Origin of the sequence: Buchnera aphidicola (Brachycaudus tragopogonis), assembly GCF_964059175.1 — a bacterium.
Lineage (GTDB): Bacteria > Pseudomonadota > Gammaproteobacteria > Enterobacterales > Enterobacteriaceae > Buchnera > Buchnera aphidicola_BM.
Window position 1 is genome coordinate 477035 of the sequence record NZ_OZ060418.1, and the last position, 20042, is coordinate 497076.

Consider the following 20042-nt stretch of genomic DNA (forward strand, 5'->3'; position numbering starts at 1 on the left):
ATAAAAATATACACGTAAAAATATAATTTTTCTAAATTTAATTTTTTATTAAAAATATGTTTTCAAATCCATATATTCTAAATATATTATTTACATCTATAGATTGAGATAATACTGCTTGTATCCAAATCTCTTCTGATTTGATTTTCACTAAAGATAATAAAAAACCAATTTTATACCATTTATGCTCTACCTTAGTTTCAATAATAGAACCTATTTCAGGAGAAATATTACCTGTACCAGTTAAACAACATAAAAAACGTTTATTTAAATTTTTAAAAAATATTCGTGCTATAGTTTCTTGTCCATAATAACATCCTTTTTGAAAACTTATAGCTTTAAGCTTATCTAAATTGATTGCTTGAGGTGTAAATTTCTTAGAAGTGTTTATGTCAATCACAGGAAATCCGGCCTCAATATCTAATAGCAACCACTGTTCGCTATTATTTAAAAAAATTTTTTCATTAATTTTTTCTTTAAAAAATAAAAAATCTGATAAATTCAAAATTAATAAAAATCTTTCTGATGGTTCTGAAAACCATAATACTACTTTTTTATTTTCATAAACTACTGGACAATTTTTATCTGGTATTTTAATGAAAAATTTTAATAAAAACAATCTAGAATTTAATCCTGCAATTCCTATTAAATAAATATTCTTTAATTCAATTATTTTTATTTTTGAAAAAATAGAATACTTTTTTAATTCTTTGACTTGCATATTAGATATACTTTTTCTTTGAATGTAAGCGTATCCTTTATCATAATGAAATAAACGCATAGTACTCCATACCTTTCCATTAAAGTTACAATGAGCACAAAGTGTGTGATGTGCTTGAAACAATAAATTCATATCAATTGTCAATTGATTTTGAAGGTATTTTTTACTATCTGGACCCTCTATATAAATAAGAGACCACTCTTCTAATAATATCATTGTTAATGATAGTTCATTTGAAGGATAAACAATATTTTGAAACTTTATAAAAGATGACATTTTTTTTTCCTAAATTCTATTTAAAAATAATTTTTTATAAAACCAAAATAAATGCATCTAGGCAATATAAATATATATATAATAAAAAAATATATTTCATATATATCAAATATAAATCAAAATTATTATATTTTATATTAAATTAATAGAAGAATTATAAAGCTATGATAGAAAAAAAAATAATTATGAATCAAGTTAATAATTTAAAAAAACGAACACAATATCTTAAGAGGTATCTTTGACTATACTCAAAAAAAAATACGTCTTGCAGAAATTGATTTAGAATTATCATCACCTGAAATATGGAATAAAAAAATATTTTTAAAAAAACTAAACAAAGAAAAATATTTTTTAAATTCAATCGTTCAAAAAATTAACGACATAGAAAAAAATATTCAAGAAGTCATTATATTCTTTAAATTAGCGATAGAAACCTCAGATAAGGTAGTAATAAAAGATATTATTACAGATATAAAAAAAATAGAACAAGAAGTTAAAAAACTCGAATTTTATCGTATGTTTGCAAAAAAAAATGACCACTGTAATTGTTATATTGATATACAATCTGGATCAGGAGGAACAGAAGCACAAGATTGGGCTCAAATATTACTTAGAATGTATTTAAAATGGGCAGATAAAAAAGGTTTTAAAACAGAAATTATTCATGAATCAGTTGGAGATATAGTTGGAATTAAATCTTCTACTATAAAAGTATATGGTGAATATGCTTTCGGTTGGCTAAGAACAGAAACAGGGATACATCGTTTGATTAGAAAAAGTCCTTTTGATTCAGGAAAAAGAAGACATACTTCTTTTAGTTCAATTTTTATATATCCAGATATAGATGATAAAATTTGCATAGATATTAATCCTTCTGATTTAAGAATAGATGTTTATAGAGCTTCAGGTGCTGGAGGACAGCATGTAAATAGAACTGAATCAGCTGTTCGTATTACGCATTTACCTACTAAAATCGTCACTCAATGCCAAAATAATCGTTCTCAACACAAAAATAAAGAACAAGCAATACAACAAATGAAATCAAAATTATATGAAATGAAGGTAAGACAAAAACAAAAAGAAAAACAAAAACTAGAAAAAAGCAAATCGGATATTACCTGGGGCAATCAAATACGCTCATATATACTAGATAATTCAAAAGTTAAAGATTTACGTACTGGAATTGAAAAAAATCATGTGCAATCTGTCCTAGATGGTGACTTAGATGATTTTATTGAACAAAGCTTAATAATTGGATTATAAGGAAAAATAACATTGGAAACAAAAAATAATTATAAATATCAAAATATAGATCATAATGAATCAAAAATCAGAAAAATCAAACTTAATAATATGAAAAAAACAGGTTTTTCTTTTCCAAATAATTTTAAAAAAAACATTACTTTAAAAGAAATTCATGAAAAATACAGTAATAAAAATATCAGTGAACTTCAAGAATTAAATATTTCAGTTTCTATTGCTGGTCGTATGATGCAAAGACGCATTATGGGAAAAGCATCTTTCTTTAATCTACAAGATATAGAAGGAACAATACAAATTTATATACAAGAAAAAAAAATATCTTCTGATTTTTATAAAAATCATTTTAAAAAATGGGATATTGGAGATATTTTAGGTGTAGTAGGAACATTATTTAAGACTAAAACAGGAGAATTATCTATTTATTGTCATAATGTAGAAATACTTAATAAATCCTTAAAATCTTTACCGGATAAATTTCATGGATTGTCTAATCAAGAAATACGTTATCGACAAAGATATTTAGATTTAATTAGTAATAAAAAACTATATAATATTTTTAAAAATCGTTCTAATATTATTATGAAAATTCGCAATTTTATGGTAGAAAATCATTTCTTGGAAGTAGAAACTCCAATGTTACAAAACATTCCTGGAGGAGCTGATGCTCGTCCTTTCATTACTTACCATAATGAAATTAACACAGAAATGTATTTAAGAATAGCTCCTGAATTATATTTAAAAAAATTAATTATTGGTGGTTTCGAACGTATCTTTGAAATTAATAGAAATTTTCGCAATGAAGGGGTCTCTACTCGGCATAACCCAGAATTTACTATGATGGAAGCATATATTGCATATTCAAGTTATGAAGATATGATGGAATTAACAGAAAATCTTTTAAAAAACATTACAAAATTACTTTTTCAAGATACTAAAATTATATATGATACATATCATTTTGATTTTAGTAAACCTTTTCATAGAATAACTATGAAGGATGCTATCCTAAAATTCAATCCCACCGTTACATCATCTGATTTAGAAGATAAAAAAACAATTAAAAGCATTGCAAAGTCTATAGGTATAAAAATAAAAAAAAATTGGGAAAGTGGTAAAATAAAGACTGAAATTTTTGAAAAAACAGTAGAAAAAAAATTAATTCAACCCACTTTTATTACTGAATATCCAGTAGAAGTATCTCCTTTAGCCAGACGAAACGATATTAATCCAAACATAACTGATAGATTTGAATTTTTTATTGCCGGATATGAAATAGGAAATGGTTTTTCAGAATTAAATGATGCAAAAGATCAAAAAAATAGATTTTTAAATCAAATTAACAAAAAAGACAAAGAAAAAAATAAAAATACATTTTATGATGAAGATTATATCGAAGCATTAAAATATGGTCTACCACCCACATCAGGATTAGGTATTGGAATAGATCGTTTAGTGATGATATTAACTAATCAAATTAGTATTCGTGATGTGATTTTATTTCCAACACTTCGACCACACAAAAAATAATTTTTTATAAAAAATATATTTTTACATCGTTTATAATAACTCATAGGAAACACGATGTCACAATCTCAAACTAATACAAAAAATTTTGATATTAAAACTATCAAATATTTAATTAAAAAATATCAATCACCATTTTGGGTTTATGATTCTAATATTATTTATCAAAAAATAAAATTATTAAAAAATTTTGACGTCATTAGATTTGCTCAGAAATCTTGTTCAAATATTAATATATTACGTTTAATGAAAAACGAAAATATAAAAATAGATGCAGTTTCGTTAGGAGAAATTGAACGAGCATTATTATCTGGATTTCAACCTAATACAAATGAAATAATATTTACTGCTGATATTTTAGATAAAGAAACCTTATGTAAAGTTGTAAATTATAAAATACCAGTTAATGCTGGATCTTTAGATATGTTAAAACAACTAGGAAGCGCTTCTCCAGGTCATCATATTTGGTTACGTATCAATCCTAGATTCGGATATGGACATAGTCAAAAAACTAACACTGGAGGAGAAAATAGTAAACATGGAATCTGGGAGCCATCACTAGCAATACCTATTATAAAAAAATATAAACTCAAATTGATAGGTTTACATATGCATATTGGTTCTGGAGTAAATTATATACATTTAAAAAAAGTTTGTAAATCCATGATAGAAAATGTATATCAATTAAATCAAAAAATATCGTCCATTTCTGCTGGTGGTGGACTACCTGTACCTTATAAATTTAATGAAAAACCCATAAATATAAAAAAGTATTTTACTTTATGGGATGCAGCAAGACAAGAAATTTCTAAATTTTTAGGAAAAAAGATTGAATTAGAAATTGAACCAGGAAGATTTTTAGTTGCAGAATCAGGTATTTTAATTTCAAAAGTTTGGGCTGTAAAAAAAACAGGTAATAAAACTTTTGTTTTAATCGATGCTGGGTTTAATGATTTAATGAGACCTGCTATGTATGGTAGTTATCATCATATTTCAGTTATTTCTGGAGACAATAGAAATATAAACGAAAAAGAAACAATAGACACTGTGATTGCAGGTCCTTTATGTGAATCAGGAGATGTTTTTACACAAAAAGAAGGGGGAACAGTACAAACTAGAAAATTACCAATTATTGGTGTAGGAGACTATTTAATTTTCCACAACACAGGAGCTTATGGTGCTTCCATGTCATCTAACTATAATACGAGACCACTAATTCAAGAAATATTATTATATAAGAATAATTCTTTTATTATCCGAAGACGTCAAAAAATAGAAGAAATATTAAATTTAGAAAAACAATATTTTTTTAAAAAAACAATCTTAAATTAAGATAAAAATATTTTTACTTCACAGGATATGATCTAAAAATGTATATTATTTCCCCTAATTTTAATCCTATTCTTTTTTCTATTGGCCCCATATCTGCTCATTGGTATGGTCTAATGTATCTTGTTAGTTTTTTATTTGCGGTATGGTACGGAAAAAAAAATAACATTAAAAAACAAATATGGAATAAAAAAAAACTAGAAACATTATTATATGCGATTTTTATAGGATCTTGTATCGGAGGTAGAATAGGATATATCATATTTTATAATCTTTCATATTTTTCTCAAAATATATTATCTTCTTTTTACATATGGGAAGGTGGTATGTCATTTCATGGAGGTTTAATAGGTGCTATTATTACAATGTTATATTTTTCTTTAAAATATAAAAAAAAAATATTAGAAATATCCGATTTTATAACTCCATTGATACCTTTTGGATTAGGTGCTGGAAGATTAGGAAATTTTATTAATGGTGAATTATGGGGAAGAATATCAGTAAATTTTAAGTATGCAATGATTTTTCCTAACTCTCAATATCAAGATTTAGAAATAGTTAAAACAAATCCGCATTTAAAAACTTTATTAGATGAATACGGAGCATTACCACGTCATCCTTCTCAATTATATGAATTTTTCTTAGAGGGAGTTGTTTTATTTTTTATAATATATTTTTTTAAAAAAAAAGACAGACCAACAGGAAGTATTAGCGGTTTATTTTTAATTTTTTATGGTATTTTTAGAATAATTGTAGAGTTTTTTCGTGAACCTGATCCTCAAATAGGATTATTTAAAAATACAATTAGCATGGGTCAAATATTATCAATACCAATGATTATAGTTGGATTAATTATTATGTTTAAAGCTTTTTACGAAAAATGGATTACTGAAAAAAATGAAACAATATCTTAGATTAATTAAAAAAATAATAAAAACCGGAAATTTAAAAAAAGATCGTACAGGTACAGGTACATTATCTATTTTTGGTTACAATATGAGATTTAATTTAAAAAAAGGGTTTCCACTCCTTACAACAAAAAAATGTCATATTCCATCTATTATACATGAGCTTTTATGGTTTTTAAAAGGTGATACTAATATTCAATATCTAAAGGAAAATAAAATCTCTATTTGGGATAATTGGGCAGACGAATTTGGAAATCTTGGTCCAATATACGGGAAACAATGGAGAAGCTGGAGCACATTAGAAAAAAATAATATTGATCAAATTAAAAATATACTAATACAAATAAAAACAGATCCAAATTCTCGTAGAATTTTAGTTTCTAGTTGGAACGTTGGAGAAATAGATCAAATGAAGTTACCACCCTGTCATGTTCTTTTTCAATTTTATGTCTTTAAAAAAACATTAAGTTGTCAACTTTATCAGCGTTCTTGTGATGTATTTCTTGGATTACCTTTCAATATAGCTAGTTATGCAATATTGATACACATGATAGCGCAACAGTGTGATTTAGAAGTTGGAGAATTCTTATGGACAGGAGGTGATGTTCATTTATACAATAATCATATTGAATTAGCAAAAAAACAAATACTCAGAACACCTAAATCACTTCCTAAATTAATTATAACTCAAAAACCCCAATCACTATTTAAATATTCCTTTCAAGATTTTAAAATTATAGGATATCATCCGTATCCCTCTATAAAAGCGCAAATATCTATATAAAATTTACATTTAATACAAGATATTTATAAATCAACTCAAATTAATTATTGCTATAAAAATGAAATATATATATATAAAAACCTGGGGTTGTCAAATGAATGAATATGATTCATCTATGATAGCTACTTTGTTGCAAGAAAAAAATCAATATTTAATGACTACAGATCCAGAAAAAGCTGATGTTTTAATATTAAATACCTGTTCTATAAGAGAAAAGGCTCAAGAAAAAGTTTTTCATCAACTTGGAAGATGGAAAAAAATAAAAAACAAAAATCCAAAAGCTATTATTGCTGTAGGAGGTTGTGTAGCTACTCAAGAAGGTAAAGAAATTTATAAAAGAGCGAATTATGTAGATATAATATTTGGCACTCAAACTTTACATAGATTACCTAAAATGATATCTGAAGTAGAAAAATTTCGCAAATTATCTATAGATATTACTTTTCCTAAATTAGAAAAATTCAAACATTCCTTAAAAAATAGAAAAACAAAATGTACTGCAGCAATCTCTATCATGGAAGGATGTAATAAATACTGTTCATTTTGTGTAGTACCATACACAAGAGGAAATGAAATTAGTAGACCATGTGATGATGTTATATTTGAAATCTCAACATTAGCAGAACAAGGTGTAAGAGAGATTAATTTATTAGGTCAAAATGTCAACGCATATCAAGGTCCAACCTTTAATGGAAAAATTTGCTATTTTTCAGAATTAATAAGATTAGTTGCTGAAATAGATGGTATTGATAGAATTCGATTTACTACTAGCAATCCTTTAGAATTTACAGATGATATTATTGAGGTCTATCAAGATACACCGAAACTAGTTAGTTTTCTTCATCTTCCTATACAAAGTGGTTCTAATCGCATTCTTCAATTAATGAAACGTTCATATACAATAGAAGACTATCAGTCTATTGTCGAAAAACTTATTATTGCCAGACCAAATATTCAAATTAGTTCTGATTTTATTGTAGGTTTTCCAGGGGAAACAGAAGAAGATTTTCAAAAAACTATGATATTTATTAAAAAGATAAATTTTGATATGAGTTTTAGTTTTATATACTCAAGCCGACCAGGAACACCTGCATCTGAAATACAAGATAATCTTGATATAAAAGAAAAAAAGAAACGATTGCATATTTTACAAGAACGCATCAACATACAAGCTATGTTATGGAGCAGAAAAATGTTTGGAAGCATACAGTCTGTTCTAGTAGAAGGTATATCTAATAAAAACGCAATAGAATTATATGGTAGAACAGAAAATAATAGAATTGTAACATTTCAAGGACCACTTAATATGATTGGTCAATTTGTTGATTTAAAAATTGAAAAAGTACATACACATTCACTAAAAGGACGAATAATTTAAATAATTTTTAAATATATGAAAAAAATTATTGTCAATCTTCAAATATGTTGTATAAATAATCAACATATACCTGAGAAATATCTTTTTAAAAAATGGATTAAAAAAATTTTACACATAAAAACAAATAATATAATAACAATTAGAATTGTAGATAAATCAGAAATTAAACATCTAAATTTAATGTTTAGAGGACAAAATAAAGCAACAAATGTTTTATCATTTCCTTTTAATCAATATGTAACAATCAATTATAAATTATTAGGAGATTTAGTTTTATGTAAGCAAATAATAGAAAAAGAGGCTTATACATATAATAAAAAATTAGAATCACATTGGGCTCATATGACAATACATGGAGTTTTACATTTATTAGGATATGATCATAAAACTACTAAAGAAACCTACATTATGAAAAAAATAGAAAACAAAATTATGTTATCTTTAAATTATAAAAGACCATATATTTAAAATTACATTAATCTTTCATAAAAAATATTTTAACTCGCACTGTTATACCATAGAATAGTATAACATATTTTCAAAATAGACAATCTAATACCATGAGTGATAATCATTCACAAAAATGCGATAAAATAAATAGAAAAGGTTTTTTCTCTATTTTATTAAATCAAATTTTTCATGATGAACCTAAAAACAGAGAAGAACTATTAGTATTAATTCGTGATTCAGAACAAAATGAACTAATTGATCAAGACACTTGCGATATGCTAGAAGGAGTTATGCATATTGCAAAAAAAAGAATTAAAGAAATTATGATTCCAAGAACACAAATGATAACATTAAAATTAAATTATAATTTAAACAAGTGTCTAGATATTATTATTGAATCTGCACATTCACGATTTCCAGTAATGAGTAGTGATAAAAATTATGTTGAAGGATTTTTAATTGCTAAAGATTTATTACCTTTTATGAAAAATTCTACAAGTGTATTCTGTATAAAAAATATATTACGATCAGCAGTTGTAGTTCCAGAAAGTAAATATGTAGATAGAATGTTAAAAGAATTTCGATCAAAAAGAAATCATATGGCAATAGTAATAGATGAATTTGGAGCTGTTTCAGGTTTAGTAACTATAGAAGATATACTTGAATTAATCGTAGGTGAAATTCAAGATGAATATGATGATGAAGAAAAAATCAATATTAGAAAACTACAAAAATGTGTATTTTCTGTTAGAGCACTAACAGAAATCAAAGAATTTAATGAAACTTTTAATACTAATTTTAAAGATGATGAAGTAGACACTATAGGAGGATTGGTAATGAAAGAATTTGGTCATTTACCTAGTCGTGGTGAAAGTATTAATATTCATGATTACTCTTTTAAAATTTCTATGGCAGATAGTAGTAAAGTCATACAAATACATGTCACTGTTCCGGAGAATAAAATACCAATTTTAAAAGAATAATAATATTAATTATTGTCATTTACAATGTTAAAAAATAAAAAAAACATATAAAAATTAATTTTTAATCTATCATCTAATTAATATTATAAAAAAATTAGATTGATTAAATATTTTATTGTTGAGATAAAACCATGGAAAAAGAATATTTACCTGAAAAAATCGAATTTTATGTGCAAGAATTTTGGAAAAAAAACAAAACTTTTCAAGTAAACGAAGATTCTAAAAAAGAAAAATATTATTGCCTTCCAATGCTTCCATATCCTTCAGGAAAATTACATATAGGTCATGTTAGAAATTATACTATAAGCGATGTTATTGCACGACATCAAAGAATGTTAGGAAAAAATGTCTTACAACCTATGGGTTGGGATGCTTTTGGACTACCTGCTGAAGAAGCTGCTATAAAAAATAATACTGTTCCTGTATCTTGGACGAATGAAAATATAAAACACATGAAAAAACAATTGCAATCATTAGGTTTTAGTTATGATTGGAGTCGAGAAATAACAACATGTAAACCAGAATATTATCGATGGGAACAATGGTTTTTTACAAAATTATATGAAAAAAAACTAGTCTATAGAAAAAATAGTTTAGTGAACTGGTGTTCATACGATAAAACTGTTTTAGCTAATGAACAAGTTATTGATGGTTCCTGCTGGAGATGTCAAAACAAAATTAAAATAAAAAAAATACCTCAATGGTTTATAAAGATCAGAAAATATGCTGAATCTTTATATCAAGACTTAAAAAAATTGACTCATTGGCCTGAAAATGTAAAAAATATGCAACGAAACTGGATTGGAAGAACGAAGGGATATGAAATAACTTTGAATATTGTAAACAATGATCAACAATTAAAAGTATTTACGAATAGATTAGATCTTATAATGGGTGCTACATTTATTGTGATATCTCCTTGTCATAAATTATCTATAAATTTATCTAAAAAAAATATTTTAATTAAAAATTTTATAAAAAAATATAAATATTTCTCACAAGAAGAAATAGAACAAGTAAAGTATCAAGGCATTAATACAAATATGTTTACTATTCATCCAATTACAGAAAAAAAAATGCCGATTTGGATCGCTAATTTTACTCTACAAAAATATAGAACAAAATCAATATTATCTATTCCTGGACATAATGAAAATGATTGGAACTTTGCAATAAAATATAATTTAAAAATAAAACATGTAGTTATGAACTCTGAGACAAAAGAATACACACCATACACTTCTTTTATAGATAAAAAAGGAATATTATTTAATTCTAAACAATTTGATGGTTTAAATTTTAAAGATAGCACTGAAAAAATACAAAAAATACTTTTTGAAAAGAAAATATTGAAACCCAAAATTAATTATAAATTACAAGATTGGTGTGTATCAAGACAACGATACTGGGGAACACCTATTCCCATGGCAAAGCTCAAAAATGGAAAAATTATACCAATCCCTGAAGATAACCTGCCTGTTTGTTTACCAGATATTAATACCTCCAATAAACGTATTGATGCTGATTCTAAATGGGCTCAAATTTTTATTAACGGTCAGGCTGCTGTTAGAGAAACAGATACATTTGATACTTTTATAGAATCATCTTGGTACTATGCAAGATATACTTGTCCAAATTTTAATAAAGGCATGATTGATCCAACAGCATCTAAATATTGGCTACCTGTTGATCAATATGTTGGAGGTATAGAACATGCAACTATGCATTTAATGTATTTTCGTTTCTATCACAAACTACTACGTGATTTTAAACTAGTTGACTTTGATGAACCAGTCAAAAATTTATTATGTCAAGGTATGGTGCTTTCAGAAGCTTTTTATGAAATAGGACAAAACTCCCAAAGAAATTGGATTCATTCATCAAATGTATTAAAAAAACGTGATTTAAAAGGAAAAATTGTAAAATCCTACAATGCGCAAGGCAAAGAATTAATTTATGCAGGAATGATTAAAATGTCTAAATCTAAAAATAATGGAATTGAACCAGAATTAATAATTAAACGTTACGGTGCTGATACAATACGTTTATTTATCATGTTTGCTGCTCCTGTAGAATCATCTCTAGAATGGAAAGAATCAAGTGTAAAAGGAATTTATCGTTTTTTAAAAAAATTATGGATACTGATATTTAATTATCTTCAAATAAGCAAAACGCATAAAAATATAAACTTGACGTATTTAAATCATCAACAAACTGAATTACGCTATCAATTACACAAAACTATAAAAAAAGTTTCTGACGATATAAGTCGTCGAAAATCGTTCAATACTGCTATTTCTGCAATTATGGAACTAGTCAATCAACTGATAAAAGCTCCAATAAAAGAAGAAAAAGATAAATCTATTTTACGAGAATCTTTAATTTCTGTAATTAAAATGCTATATCCATTTACACCTCACTTTTGTTTTTTTGTTTGGAAATATTTTAATAAAAATGTTTCTATCGACAATGAAAAATGGCCTGTTTATGACAAAAAAATATTATTAAAAAAATATAACATTATTATTATTCAAATTGATGGAAAAAAAAGAAGTACTATAAAAATTTCTAATAACTTAAAAAAAGAAAAAATATTGTTAGATGCACAAAAACAAAATATTATTCAAAAATATTTAAGTAATAAAAAAATAAAAAAAACAATATATATTCCAAATAAAATTATAAATTTTGTAATATCATAATAAAATGATCTCTTTTAAAAAATATGATTATTTTAAATGAAAATTATACCCCCAGAACACCTTAAAGAATCTTTAATTAACAACTTAAATTCTTGTTATGTTCTTTTAGGAGAAGATTTATGTTTAATAAATAAAAATCAAAATTTGATTTTAAAGTATGCCAATCAAAAAGGATTTACAGAAATAATTATTATTGATATAAAACATGATACAGATTGGAAAAAAGTAATTAATTTTTGCAAAACAAGAAATTTATTTCTAAAAAAAACAAGTTTAATTGTTAATTTCATTACAAAAACGCTAAATATTAGTTTAGTCAAAAATATTAATAGAATATCTTTTTTATTAAATGTAGAAATTTTAATACTATTAAAATTAAATCACCTATCAGGTTGTATTCAAACAAAAAAAATACTAGATAAGTTGCAATTTTTTAGCAGTATAATTTCTTGTTTTACACCTTATAACATAAATTTTAATAGATGGATTAAACATGAAATTTATGAAAAAAATATCAATATAGAAAAACAAGCTTTTTTTTTGTTATGTAAATACTATGAAGGAGATACTTTATTTATACATAAAGTTTTAGATGTGTTATCAATGACATTTCCTAATACTGATATTACATTAGAAAAAATTAAAAAAGTGATTCTTGATTGCTTTAATTTTTCAGAATTACATTGGATTAATGCTATTTTTCAAGGACAAACAAAAAAAGCTATTTATATTTTAAATATCTTTCATCAACAAAAATACAATCCTTTAATTTTAATACGTCAACTGCAAAAAGATTTACTAATATTAATTTATATGAATCGTGATAAAAATATTAATGTCAATATGTTTTTAAAACAAAACAATGTTTGGAACACACGATATAAATTTTTTATAAATGCTCTTAATAAAATTAATAATCATATTTATTTAAAAGCAATAACAATTTTAGTCAATATAGAAATTAATATTAAACAAAAATATAACAATTCTGTATGGATTCAATTACAAGAACTAACTTTAATGATAAGTTCACTGATATTTTATAAATCAATAAACTAAAAAATGAAAAAATTACATGCAATATTTGGTGGAAATTTTGATCCAATTCATTATGGTCATATTTATTCTGCTGAAAAATTAGCACAAAGACTATCTATAGAAAAGATAATATTGTTACCGAATAATAATCCTCCACATCGAGCGCAAACAAAAACATCTATTATAGATAAAATTAATATGATTAAACTTGCAGTATATGATAATTCTTTATTTGAAGTAAGTTATTTAGAAATAGAAAGAAAACATGTATTTTTCACTGTAGATACATTAAAAAAAATTAGAAAAAAAATAGGTTTTTTACAATCTTTATGTTTTATAATAGGTGAAGATAACTTACAAAGTTTTAACTTATGGAAAGATTGGAAAAAAATATTATTATATTCTCACTTATTAATTTGTCCTAGAAAATATAAAAAAAAAATTATTCATTAACACAATGGATCAACTCTCATATTACAAGAGATGCTAATATTTTACATCAAAAACCATTTGGATATATTTTTTTTTCAGATATAGAAACTATCAACATTTCTTCCAGTCAAATAAGAGAGAACTATTTTTCTGGTAAAAGTTCATATGGACTCTTACCTCCAATGGTACATAAATATATTATATTAAAAAAATTATACTATAATCAATTATAGTTTTTTTATCTATTAAAAAAATATTTTTAACAATTAATTTTAAAATGTAATGAAAAAAAAAAATAATATTATATTAAATTTAATTGGACTTCGATGTCCAGAACCAATTATGATTATTCGGAAAACACTTCGAAATATGAAAAACAACGAAAAAATATTAGTATTAGCAGATGACCCTTCTACAAAAAGAGATATTCCATATTTCTGTCATTTTATGGAACATCAATTAATCGAACATAATATTAAAATTAAACCATATCGTTATTTATTAAAAAAAGGATTATAAATTAAAACATTTAAAACTAAAACATTTTTTCAACACTATGAAAATAGTTACTATTAATTATAAAATATTTAATATATACACCTAACATTTAATATATTAAGATATATTAAAATATAGTGTATATATTAGTAAAATATTGTTTAAAAATAAAAATATTATAAGTTAATCAATAGATTTAACATTCTTCTTAAAGGTTCTGCAGCACCCCATAATAATTGATCTCCGACAGTAAAAGCAGATAAATATTTTTCACCCATATTAAGTTTCCTTAAACGACCTATTGGTATATCTAATGAACCAGTTACAGCAGATGGAGTTAATTTTAATAACGTATCTTCTACATTGTTAGGAACAATATTCACCCAATCATTGTGATTTTCTATAATTTCTTTAATGTTTTCAAGAGATATATTTTTTGTTAATTTAATTACAAACGATTGACTATGACATCGAAGCGAACTAATGCGTACGCATATACCATCAATTAACACTTTATTTTTAAATCCTAAAATCTTGTTTGTTTCAAACTGACCTTTCCATTCTTCACGACTTTGTCCATTATCCATTTTTACATCAATCCAAGGTATTAAACTTCCAGCTAACGGTATGGTAAAATTTTTAACAGGAAAATCGGATCGACGAGATATTTGAGTTACTTTATGTTCAACATCTAAAACTGATAAAGATGGATTTAATAAATCTTGAGCAACAATATTATACAATGTTCCCATTTGCTGTAACAACTCAATAACGTGACGTGAACCAGCACCAGATGCTGCTTGATAAGTAGATACAGAAATCCATTCAATTAATTCTTTTTCAAATAAACCACCTAAAGACATAAGCATTAAACTTACTGTACAGTTTCCGCCTACAAAAGTTTTAATTCCTCTACTTATAGAATCTTGTATAAAATTGTAATTAACTGGATCTAATATAATTATAGAGTCATTTTCCATTCGTAAAAGAGAAGCAGCATCAATCCAATAACCTTTCCAGCCACATTTTCTTAATATTGGATATATTGATTTAGTATAAAGACTACCTTGACATGTGATAATAATATCCATTTCTTTTAACAAATCAATGTTATAAGCGTCTTGCAAGGTATTAGGTAATACATGTTTTATTCTAGGAGTATTTTGACCACATTGAGATGTAGAAAAAAAAATAGGATGAATTTTTAAAAAATCATTTTCTTCCTCCATACGTTTTAATAAAACTGATCCTACCATGCCACGCCAACCGATTAATCCAACAGATTTCATCATTAATACTTACACGGATTCTTTACATTAAAATATTGTTTTTTAATTTTAATAATTCATTTAAAGTAAAATTGTCCGGCTCCCAAAGATAATAAGTAAAAGAATATTAATTAAATACAAAATTTTATATCAGAAAAATATATACTCTATATACAAGATTTAAAAAATTTCACTAAAAAAATTCAAACATAAAATTCTATTTTAATTTTAAATATACTATAAAATTATAATTTTATATTAAAAAAAACATTTATATAATTAAATTTAAAAAAATTAGCAATACATTTATATATTAGTATCTATTTTATAACGTTTTATATAAAAAATTCTACTTTAAAAGGACACAATAAATTAAAATGACTGAAATAATTTCTACCACTATATTGTTGATTCTAATTATGGACCCTTTAGGGAATCTTCCAATATTTATGACAGTATTAAAACATCTGGAAGCAAAACGACAAAGAATTATAGTTATACGAGAAATGATTATAGCGTTAATCGTTATGCTATTGTTCTTGTTTGTTGGAGAAAAAATACTTATTATTTTAAATTTAAAAACTGAAACTGTTTCAATATCTGGTGGTATTATTTTATTTTTAATTGCGATTAAAATGATTTTTCCTTCTGAAGACAGTAATGGTGGAGCCGCTTCAAATGAAGAACCTTTTTTAGTACCTTTAGCTATTCCATTAGTTGCTGGTCCATCTCTACTGGCAACATTAATGTTATTATCGCATCAATATCTACATCACATGTCTTATTTAGTTATATCATTACTCATAGCATGGTGTTTCACAATTATAATATTATTATTATCTAGTTTATTTTTAAAATTATTTGGAGCAAAAGGTGTTAACGCTTTAGAACGTCTTATGGGCTTAATTTTAATAATGCTTTCAACTCAAATGTTTCTTGACGGAATCAGAGCATGGTTTAAAAATTAATAATTTTTTATATAAAAATATTTTTAACATAAATGTTTAATTAAGATTATATTCAACAACCTGTTATTAATGTGATGACAGGTTAAAATATTTTTTATTGAAATAAAAAAAATTATTTCAGTTATTATAAAATAATGATGTAAATATCATTGACTATAAAAAAGGTATTATATATGACTATAAAAAAAATGACTTCTTTAAATATAACAGGAAAAACAGTTTTAATAAGAAGTGATTTAAACGTTCCTATAAAAAATGGAATTATTCAATCTAAAGCTAGAATACTAGCTGCTCTTCCAACTATTCAACTAGCTATTAAAAACAATGCTAAAGTTATTATTATGTCTCATTTGGGAAGACCCAAAGAAGGATGCTATACAAAAAAATATTCTTTATTTCCTATCTTTGAATATTTAAAAAAAAAATTGAAACAAACAAATGTATATTTTTCTGACGATTATAAAAAAAGTATTAAAATTAACTCAGGAGAAGTAGTAGTTTTAGAAAATGTTCGTTTTAACAAAGGTGAATTAAGCAATAGTGATGAACTATCTAAAAAATATTCTGAGTTATGCGATATATTTATAATGGATGCTTTTGGTAGTGCACATAGAATGCAATCATCCACTTATGGTATTGGAAAATTTGTTAAAATTGCATGCGCTGGTCTACTTTTAATAAGTGAAATAAACGCTTTAAAAAAAGTATTAAAAAAACCAAAACGTCCTATGATAGCAATAGTCGGTGGATCAAAGGTATCTACTAAATTTAATATATTAAACAAATTATGTAAAATTGCAGATACTGTAATAGTTGGAGGTGGTATTGCTAATACTTTTTTAGCTATCGATTATAAAATTGGAAAATCATTATACGAACCAGATTTTGTATTTGAAGCTAAAAAATTACGTGATCAATACAATATTATTGTACCAATTGATTCCCGTGTTGGAAAAAATTTTCACAGAAATGAAAAATCTACGATTAAATTACCTATTAATATTCAAGAAGATGAAGAAATCATGGATTTTGGTGATGAATCTATTAAAAATGTTATTAAAATTATTAAAAAATCTCAAACAATTATTTGGAATGGTCCAGTTGGAGTATTTGAATTTCCATTTTTTCGACAAGGCACCGAAATGATTGCAAAAGAAATTGCAAAAAGTAATGCATTTTCGATAGCTGGAGGAGGCGATACATTGTCCGTTATTGATATGTTTGATATACAAAATAACATCTCTTACATTTCAACTGGAGGCGGGGCATTTTTAGAATTTATAGAAGGTAAAAAGCTACCTGCTATTGATATGTTAGAAAAAAACTTAAAACTAAATAATAGAATTAATTAATTTCAACTTGATAAATAAATAAAATAGGAAAAAAAATTGAATATTTTAAATATTATGAAATCTGGTGTTGTAACTGGTAACGAAGCTCAAATAATATTTCAATTCGCAAAAAAAAAGGGATTTGCAATACCAGCAGTGAATTGTATAGGAACTGATTCTATCAATACTGTATTAGAAACTTCTGCTAGAGTAAGATCTCCAGTCATAATACAATTTTCTCATGGAGGATCTGCTTTTATTGCAGGAGGCCTTCAAAAAAAATCTTCAATTGATCAAGAGCAATCAATTACAGGGGCTATATCTGGTGCTCAGCATGTACACTTAATGGCAAAATATTATAATGTCCCAGTAATACTTCATACAGATCACTGTGCAAAAGAAATATTATCATGGATCAATGGACTGTTAGAATTTGGAGAAAATTTTTATAAGAAAAATAGAAGACCCTTTTTTACTTCTCATATGATTGATTTATCAAAAGAAAGTTTAGAAGAAAATATATCTACCTGTAAAAAATACTTAAAAAGAATGAAAAAAATTAATATGATGTTAGAAATAGAATTAGGATGCACAGGAGGAGAAGAAGATGGTGTAGATAATACAAAAATAGATAAAAAATTACTTTATACACAACCAAAGGATGTTAATTATGCATATGAACAATTAAAAGAAATTAGTAATAATTTTAGCATTGCTGCTTCATTTGGTAATATACACGGTGTTTATCAACCTGGAAACGTTGATCTTCGACCTATTATTTTAAAAAATTCACAAGAATATGTCCGTGTAAAACATAATTTAAAAAAAAATCCATTAAATCTAGTATTTCATGGTGGTTCAGGTTCAAATTTAAAGGAAATAAAAGAATCTATTAAATATGGAATTGTTAAAATGAACATTGATACTGATATGCAATGGGCAACATGGCGCGGTGTTTTAAATTTTTATAAAAAAAATAAAGAATTTTTACAGAATCAATTAGGAAATCAAAATGATAAACATCAACCAAATAAAAAATATTATGATCCAAGATCATGGATAAGAGAAGCGCAAAAATCAATGTCTATAAGATTAGAACAATCATTTAAAGAACTCAATGCTTTTAATATATTATAAAAAAATATTTATACCAAACCTTTTTATTATGTTCCGGGGAATAGTTAAAAATATTCTCCGAAGAATTATTTAATCAAAAAATATATTTAATACATGAGAATATAAATATATTTTTTAAAAACATTGAAAATAGAGATAATAATGGATGAGTTAAACGTAGTAAATGATATTAATCATGCAGGAAACTGGTTAATACGAAACCAAGAATTATTAGTTGGATACATGATAAATCTTACATCTGCAATTGTTATTTTAATTGCCGGAATGTTTATATCTAAAATAATATCCAATGGCGTAAATCAAGTATTAATTACACGTCGTATTGACGCTACTATTGCTGGATTTCTTTCAGCATTAATGCGATATATTATTATTACGTTTACTTTAATTGCTGCATTAGGTAGGATTGGAGTACAAACAACGTCAGTAATTGCTATACTAGGAGCAGCTGGAATGGCAATAGGTTTGGCTTTACAAGGTTCTTTATCTAACTTCGCAGCTGGCGTTTTATTAGTAACACTAAGACCTTTGAAAACTGGAGAATATGTTGATTTAGGAAATGTATCAGGCACTGTATTAAATATTCATATTTTTTATACAACATTACGCACTTTGGATGGAAAAATTGTAGTTGTTCCTAACAATAAAATTATATCTGGTAACATTATCAATTATTCAAGAGAACCCGCACGACGTAATGAATTTATTATAAGTGTATCATATAATACTGATATTGATTTAGTTATTAAAGTTTTAAGAACAGTAATAGAAAATGAAGATAGAGTAATTAAAGATCGAGACATTATTGTTGGTTTAAGTGAATTAGCTCCGTCTTCTTTAAATTTTATAGTGCGTTGTTGGAGTAATACTAATGATTTAAATCCAGTATACTGGGATCTAATGGCTAGTTTTAAGAAAGCCTTAGATAAAAATAATATTAACATTCCTTATCCTCAAATAGATGTTCATCTTTATAAAAAAAATGAAAATATTATAAATAAAAATATGTAATATTTGATTTTTTTATGTTTCTCTTTCATAAAAATAGGTGA

At 25.0% G+C, this 20042-nt stretch carries 17 protein-coding genes and 1 pseudogene; 16 read left to right on the forward strand and 2 right to left on the reverse strand.

What is annotated here, in order from left to right:
- Positions 1-37: 37 nt before the first annotated feature.
- Positions 38-997 carry a tRNA-modifying protein YgfZ gene (ygfZ, locus tag AB4W64_RS02240; protein WP_367677873.1) on the reverse strand — a complete coding sequence of 320 codons (960 nt, stop codon included), beginning with the start codon at positions 995-997 and terminating at the stop codon, positions 38-40.
- Positions 998-1161: 164 nt separating this feature from the next.
- Between ygfZ and prfB the strand changes: the two genes are divergently transcribed.
- The 12 genes and pseudogenes from prfB (at position 1162) to tusA (ending at position 14307) form a co-directional block, all read left to right on the forward strand.
- A protein-coding gene (gene prfB, locus AB4W64_RS02245) for a peptide chain release factor 2 (RefSeq protein WP_367677874.1) occupies positions 1162-2260 on the forward strand; the annotation gives its coding sequence in 2 pieces (ribosomal slippage) (positions 1162-1236 and positions 1238-2260; 1098 coding nt in all).
- A gap of 12 nt (positions 2261-2272) precedes the next feature.
- Positions 2273-3787, forward strand: coding sequence for a lysine--tRNA ligase (gene lysS / locus AB4W64_RS02250; protein ID WP_367677875.1), 1515 nt, complete (start codon positions 2273-2275; stop codon positions 3785-3787).
- 54 nt (positions 3788-3841) lie between these two features.
- Positions 3842-5116, forward strand: a complete 1275-nt coding sequence (gene lysA / locus AB4W64_RS02255) for a diaminopimelate decarboxylase (protein WP_367677876.1) — start codon at positions 3842-3844, stop codon at positions 5114-5116.
- A 38-nt stretch (positions 5117-5154) separates the two neighbouring features.
- Positions 5155-6027 (forward strand): prolipoprotein diacylglyceryl transferase, encoded by an 873-nt coding sequence (lgt, locus tag AB4W64_RS02260; RefSeq protein WP_367677877.1) that lies wholly within the window; start codon positions 5155-5157, stop codon positions 6025-6027.
- Positions 6011-6805, forward strand: coding sequence for a thymidylate synthase (thyA, locus tag AB4W64_RS02265; protein ID WP_367677878.1), 795 nt, complete (start codon positions 6011-6013; stop codon positions 6803-6805). Before lgt ends, thyA begins: the two co-directional genes overlap by 17 nt.
- 58 nt (positions 6806-6863) lie before the next feature.
- Entirely contained in the window at positions 6864-8183 is a 1320-nt protein-coding gene (gene miaB, locus AB4W64_RS02270) for a tRNA (N6-isopentenyl adenosine(37)-C2)-methylthiotransferase MiaB (protein WP_367677879.1), read from the forward strand.
- 15 nt (positions 8184-8198) lie between these two features.
- Positions 8199-8651 (forward strand): rRNA maturation RNase YbeY, encoded by a 453-nt coding sequence (ybeY, locus tag AB4W64_RS02275; RefSeq protein WP_367677880.1) that lies wholly within the window; start codon positions 8199-8201, stop codon positions 8649-8651.
- 92 nt (positions 8652-8743) lie between these two features.
- Positions 8744-9616: a CNNM family magnesium/cobalt transport protein CorC gene (gene corC / locus AB4W64_RS02280; protein WP_367677881.1), complete on the forward strand. Its 873-nt coding sequence runs from the start codon at positions 8744-8746 to the stop codon at positions 9614-9616.
- Between the two features lie 131 nt (positions 9617-9747).
- On the forward strand, positions 9748-12318 hold the full coding sequence (gene leuS, locus AB4W64_RS02285) for a leucine--tRNA ligase (RefSeq protein WP_367677882.1): 2571 nt from the start codon (positions 9748-9750) through the stop codon (positions 12316-12318).
- 36 nt (positions 12319-12354) lie between these two features.
- Entirely contained in the window at positions 12355-13377 is a 1023-nt protein-coding gene (holA, locus tag AB4W64_RS02290; RefSeq protein WP_367677883.1) for a DNA polymerase III subunit delta, read from the forward strand.
- A gap of 3 nt (positions 13378-13380) precedes the next feature.
- Positions 13381-14021: pseudogene (gene nadD, locus AB4W64_RS02295) on the forward strand (nicotinate-nucleotide adenylyltransferase).
- 49 nt (positions 14022-14070) lie between these two features.
- Positions 14071-14307, forward strand: coding sequence for a sulfurtransferase TusA (gene tusA / locus AB4W64_RS02300; RefSeq protein WP_367677884.1), 237 nt, complete (start codon positions 14071-14073; stop codon positions 14305-14307).
- Positions 14308-14462: 155 nt separating this feature from the next.
- Here the strand turns inward: tusA and asd are convergent, their stop codons facing one another.
- Positions 14463-15575 carry an aspartate-semialdehyde dehydrogenase gene (gene asd, locus AB4W64_RS02305; protein ID WP_367677885.1) on the reverse strand — a complete coding sequence of 371 codons (1113 nt, stop codon included), beginning with the start codon at positions 15573-15575 and terminating at the stop codon, positions 14463-14465.
- Positions 15576-15931: 356 nt separating this feature from the next.
- Here asd and AB4W64_RS02310 point away from each other — a divergent pair, with 356 nt between their 5' ends.
- From AB4W64_RS02310 to mscS, 4 genes are all read left to right on the forward strand, one after another.
- Positions 15932-16522: a YhgN family NAAT transporter gene (locus AB4W64_RS02310; RefSeq protein ID WP_367677886.1), complete on the forward strand. Its 591-nt coding sequence runs from the start codon at positions 15932-15934 to the stop codon at positions 16520-16522.
- 173 nt (positions 16523-16695) lie between these two features.
- Positions 16696-17874: a phosphoglycerate kinase gene (locus AB4W64_RS02315; protein WP_367677887.1), complete on the forward strand. Its 1179-nt coding sequence runs from the start codon at positions 16696-16698 to the stop codon at positions 17872-17874.
- Positions 17875-17910: 36 nt separating this feature from the next.
- The gene (gene fbaA, locus AB4W64_RS02320) at positions 17911-18990 is read left to right on the forward strand and encodes a class II fructose-bisphosphate aldolase (RefSeq protein ID WP_367677888.1); all 1080 of its coding nucleotides are present in this window, start codon (positions 17911-17913) and stop codon (positions 18988-18990) included.
- A 141-nt stretch (positions 18991-19131) separates the two neighbouring features.
- Positions 19132-20001, forward strand: a complete 870-nt coding sequence (mscS, locus tag AB4W64_RS02325; protein ID WP_367677889.1) for a small-conductance mechanosensitive channel MscS — start codon at positions 19132-19134, stop codon at positions 19999-20001.
- The last annotated feature ends 41 nt before the right edge of the window (positions 20002-20042 follow it).

Coding starts and splice junctions, on each gene's coding strand:
- lysA (WP_367677876.1), top strand. CDS start 3,842: ATGTCACAATCTCAAACTAATACAAAAAATTTTGATATTAAAACTATC.
- AB4W64_RS02315 (WP_367677887.1), top strand. CDS start 16,696: ATGACTATAAAAAAAATGACTTCTTTAAATATAACAGGAAAAACAGTT.
- ygfZ (WP_367677873.1), bottom strand. CDS start 997: ATGTCATCTTTTATAAAGTTTCAAAATATTGTTTATCCTTCAAATGAA.
- corC (WP_367677881.1), top strand. CDS start 8,744: ATGAGTGATAATCATTCACAAAAATGCGATAAAATAAATAGAAAAGGT.
- thyA (WP_367677878.1), top strand. CDS start 6,011: ATGAAACAATATCTTAGATTAATTAAAAAAATAATAAAAACCGGAAAT.
- holA (WP_367677883.1), top strand. CDS start 12,355: ATGAAAATTATACCCCCAGAACACCTTAAAGAATCTTTAATTAACAAC.
- mscS (WP_367677889.1), top strand. CDS start 19,132: ATGGATGAGTTAAACGTAGTAAATGATATTAATCATGCAGGAAACTGG.
- ybeY (WP_367677880.1), top strand. CDS start 8,199: ATGAAAAAAATTATTGTCAATCTTCAAATATGTTGTATAAATAATCAA.
- asd (WP_367677885.1), bottom strand. CDS start 15,575: ATGAAATCTGTTGGATTAATCGGTTGGCGTGGCATGGTAGGATCAGTT.
- miaB (WP_367677879.1), top strand. CDS start 6,864: ATGAAATATATATATATAAAAACCTGGGGTTGTCAAATGAATGAATAT.
- AB4W64_RS02310 (WP_367677886.1), top strand. CDS start 15,932: ATGACTGAAATAATTTCTACCACTATATTGTTGATTCTAATTATGGAC.
- tusA (WP_367677884.1), top strand. CDS start 14,071: ATGAAAAAAAAAAATAATATTATATTAAATTTAATTGGACTTCGATGT.
- leuS (WP_367677882.1), top strand. CDS start 9,748: ATGGAAAAAGAATATTTACCTGAAAAAATCGAATTTTATGTGCAAGAA.
- lgt (WP_367677877.1), top strand. CDS start 5,155: ATGTATATTATTTCCCCTAATTTTAATCCTATTCTTTTTTCTATTGGC.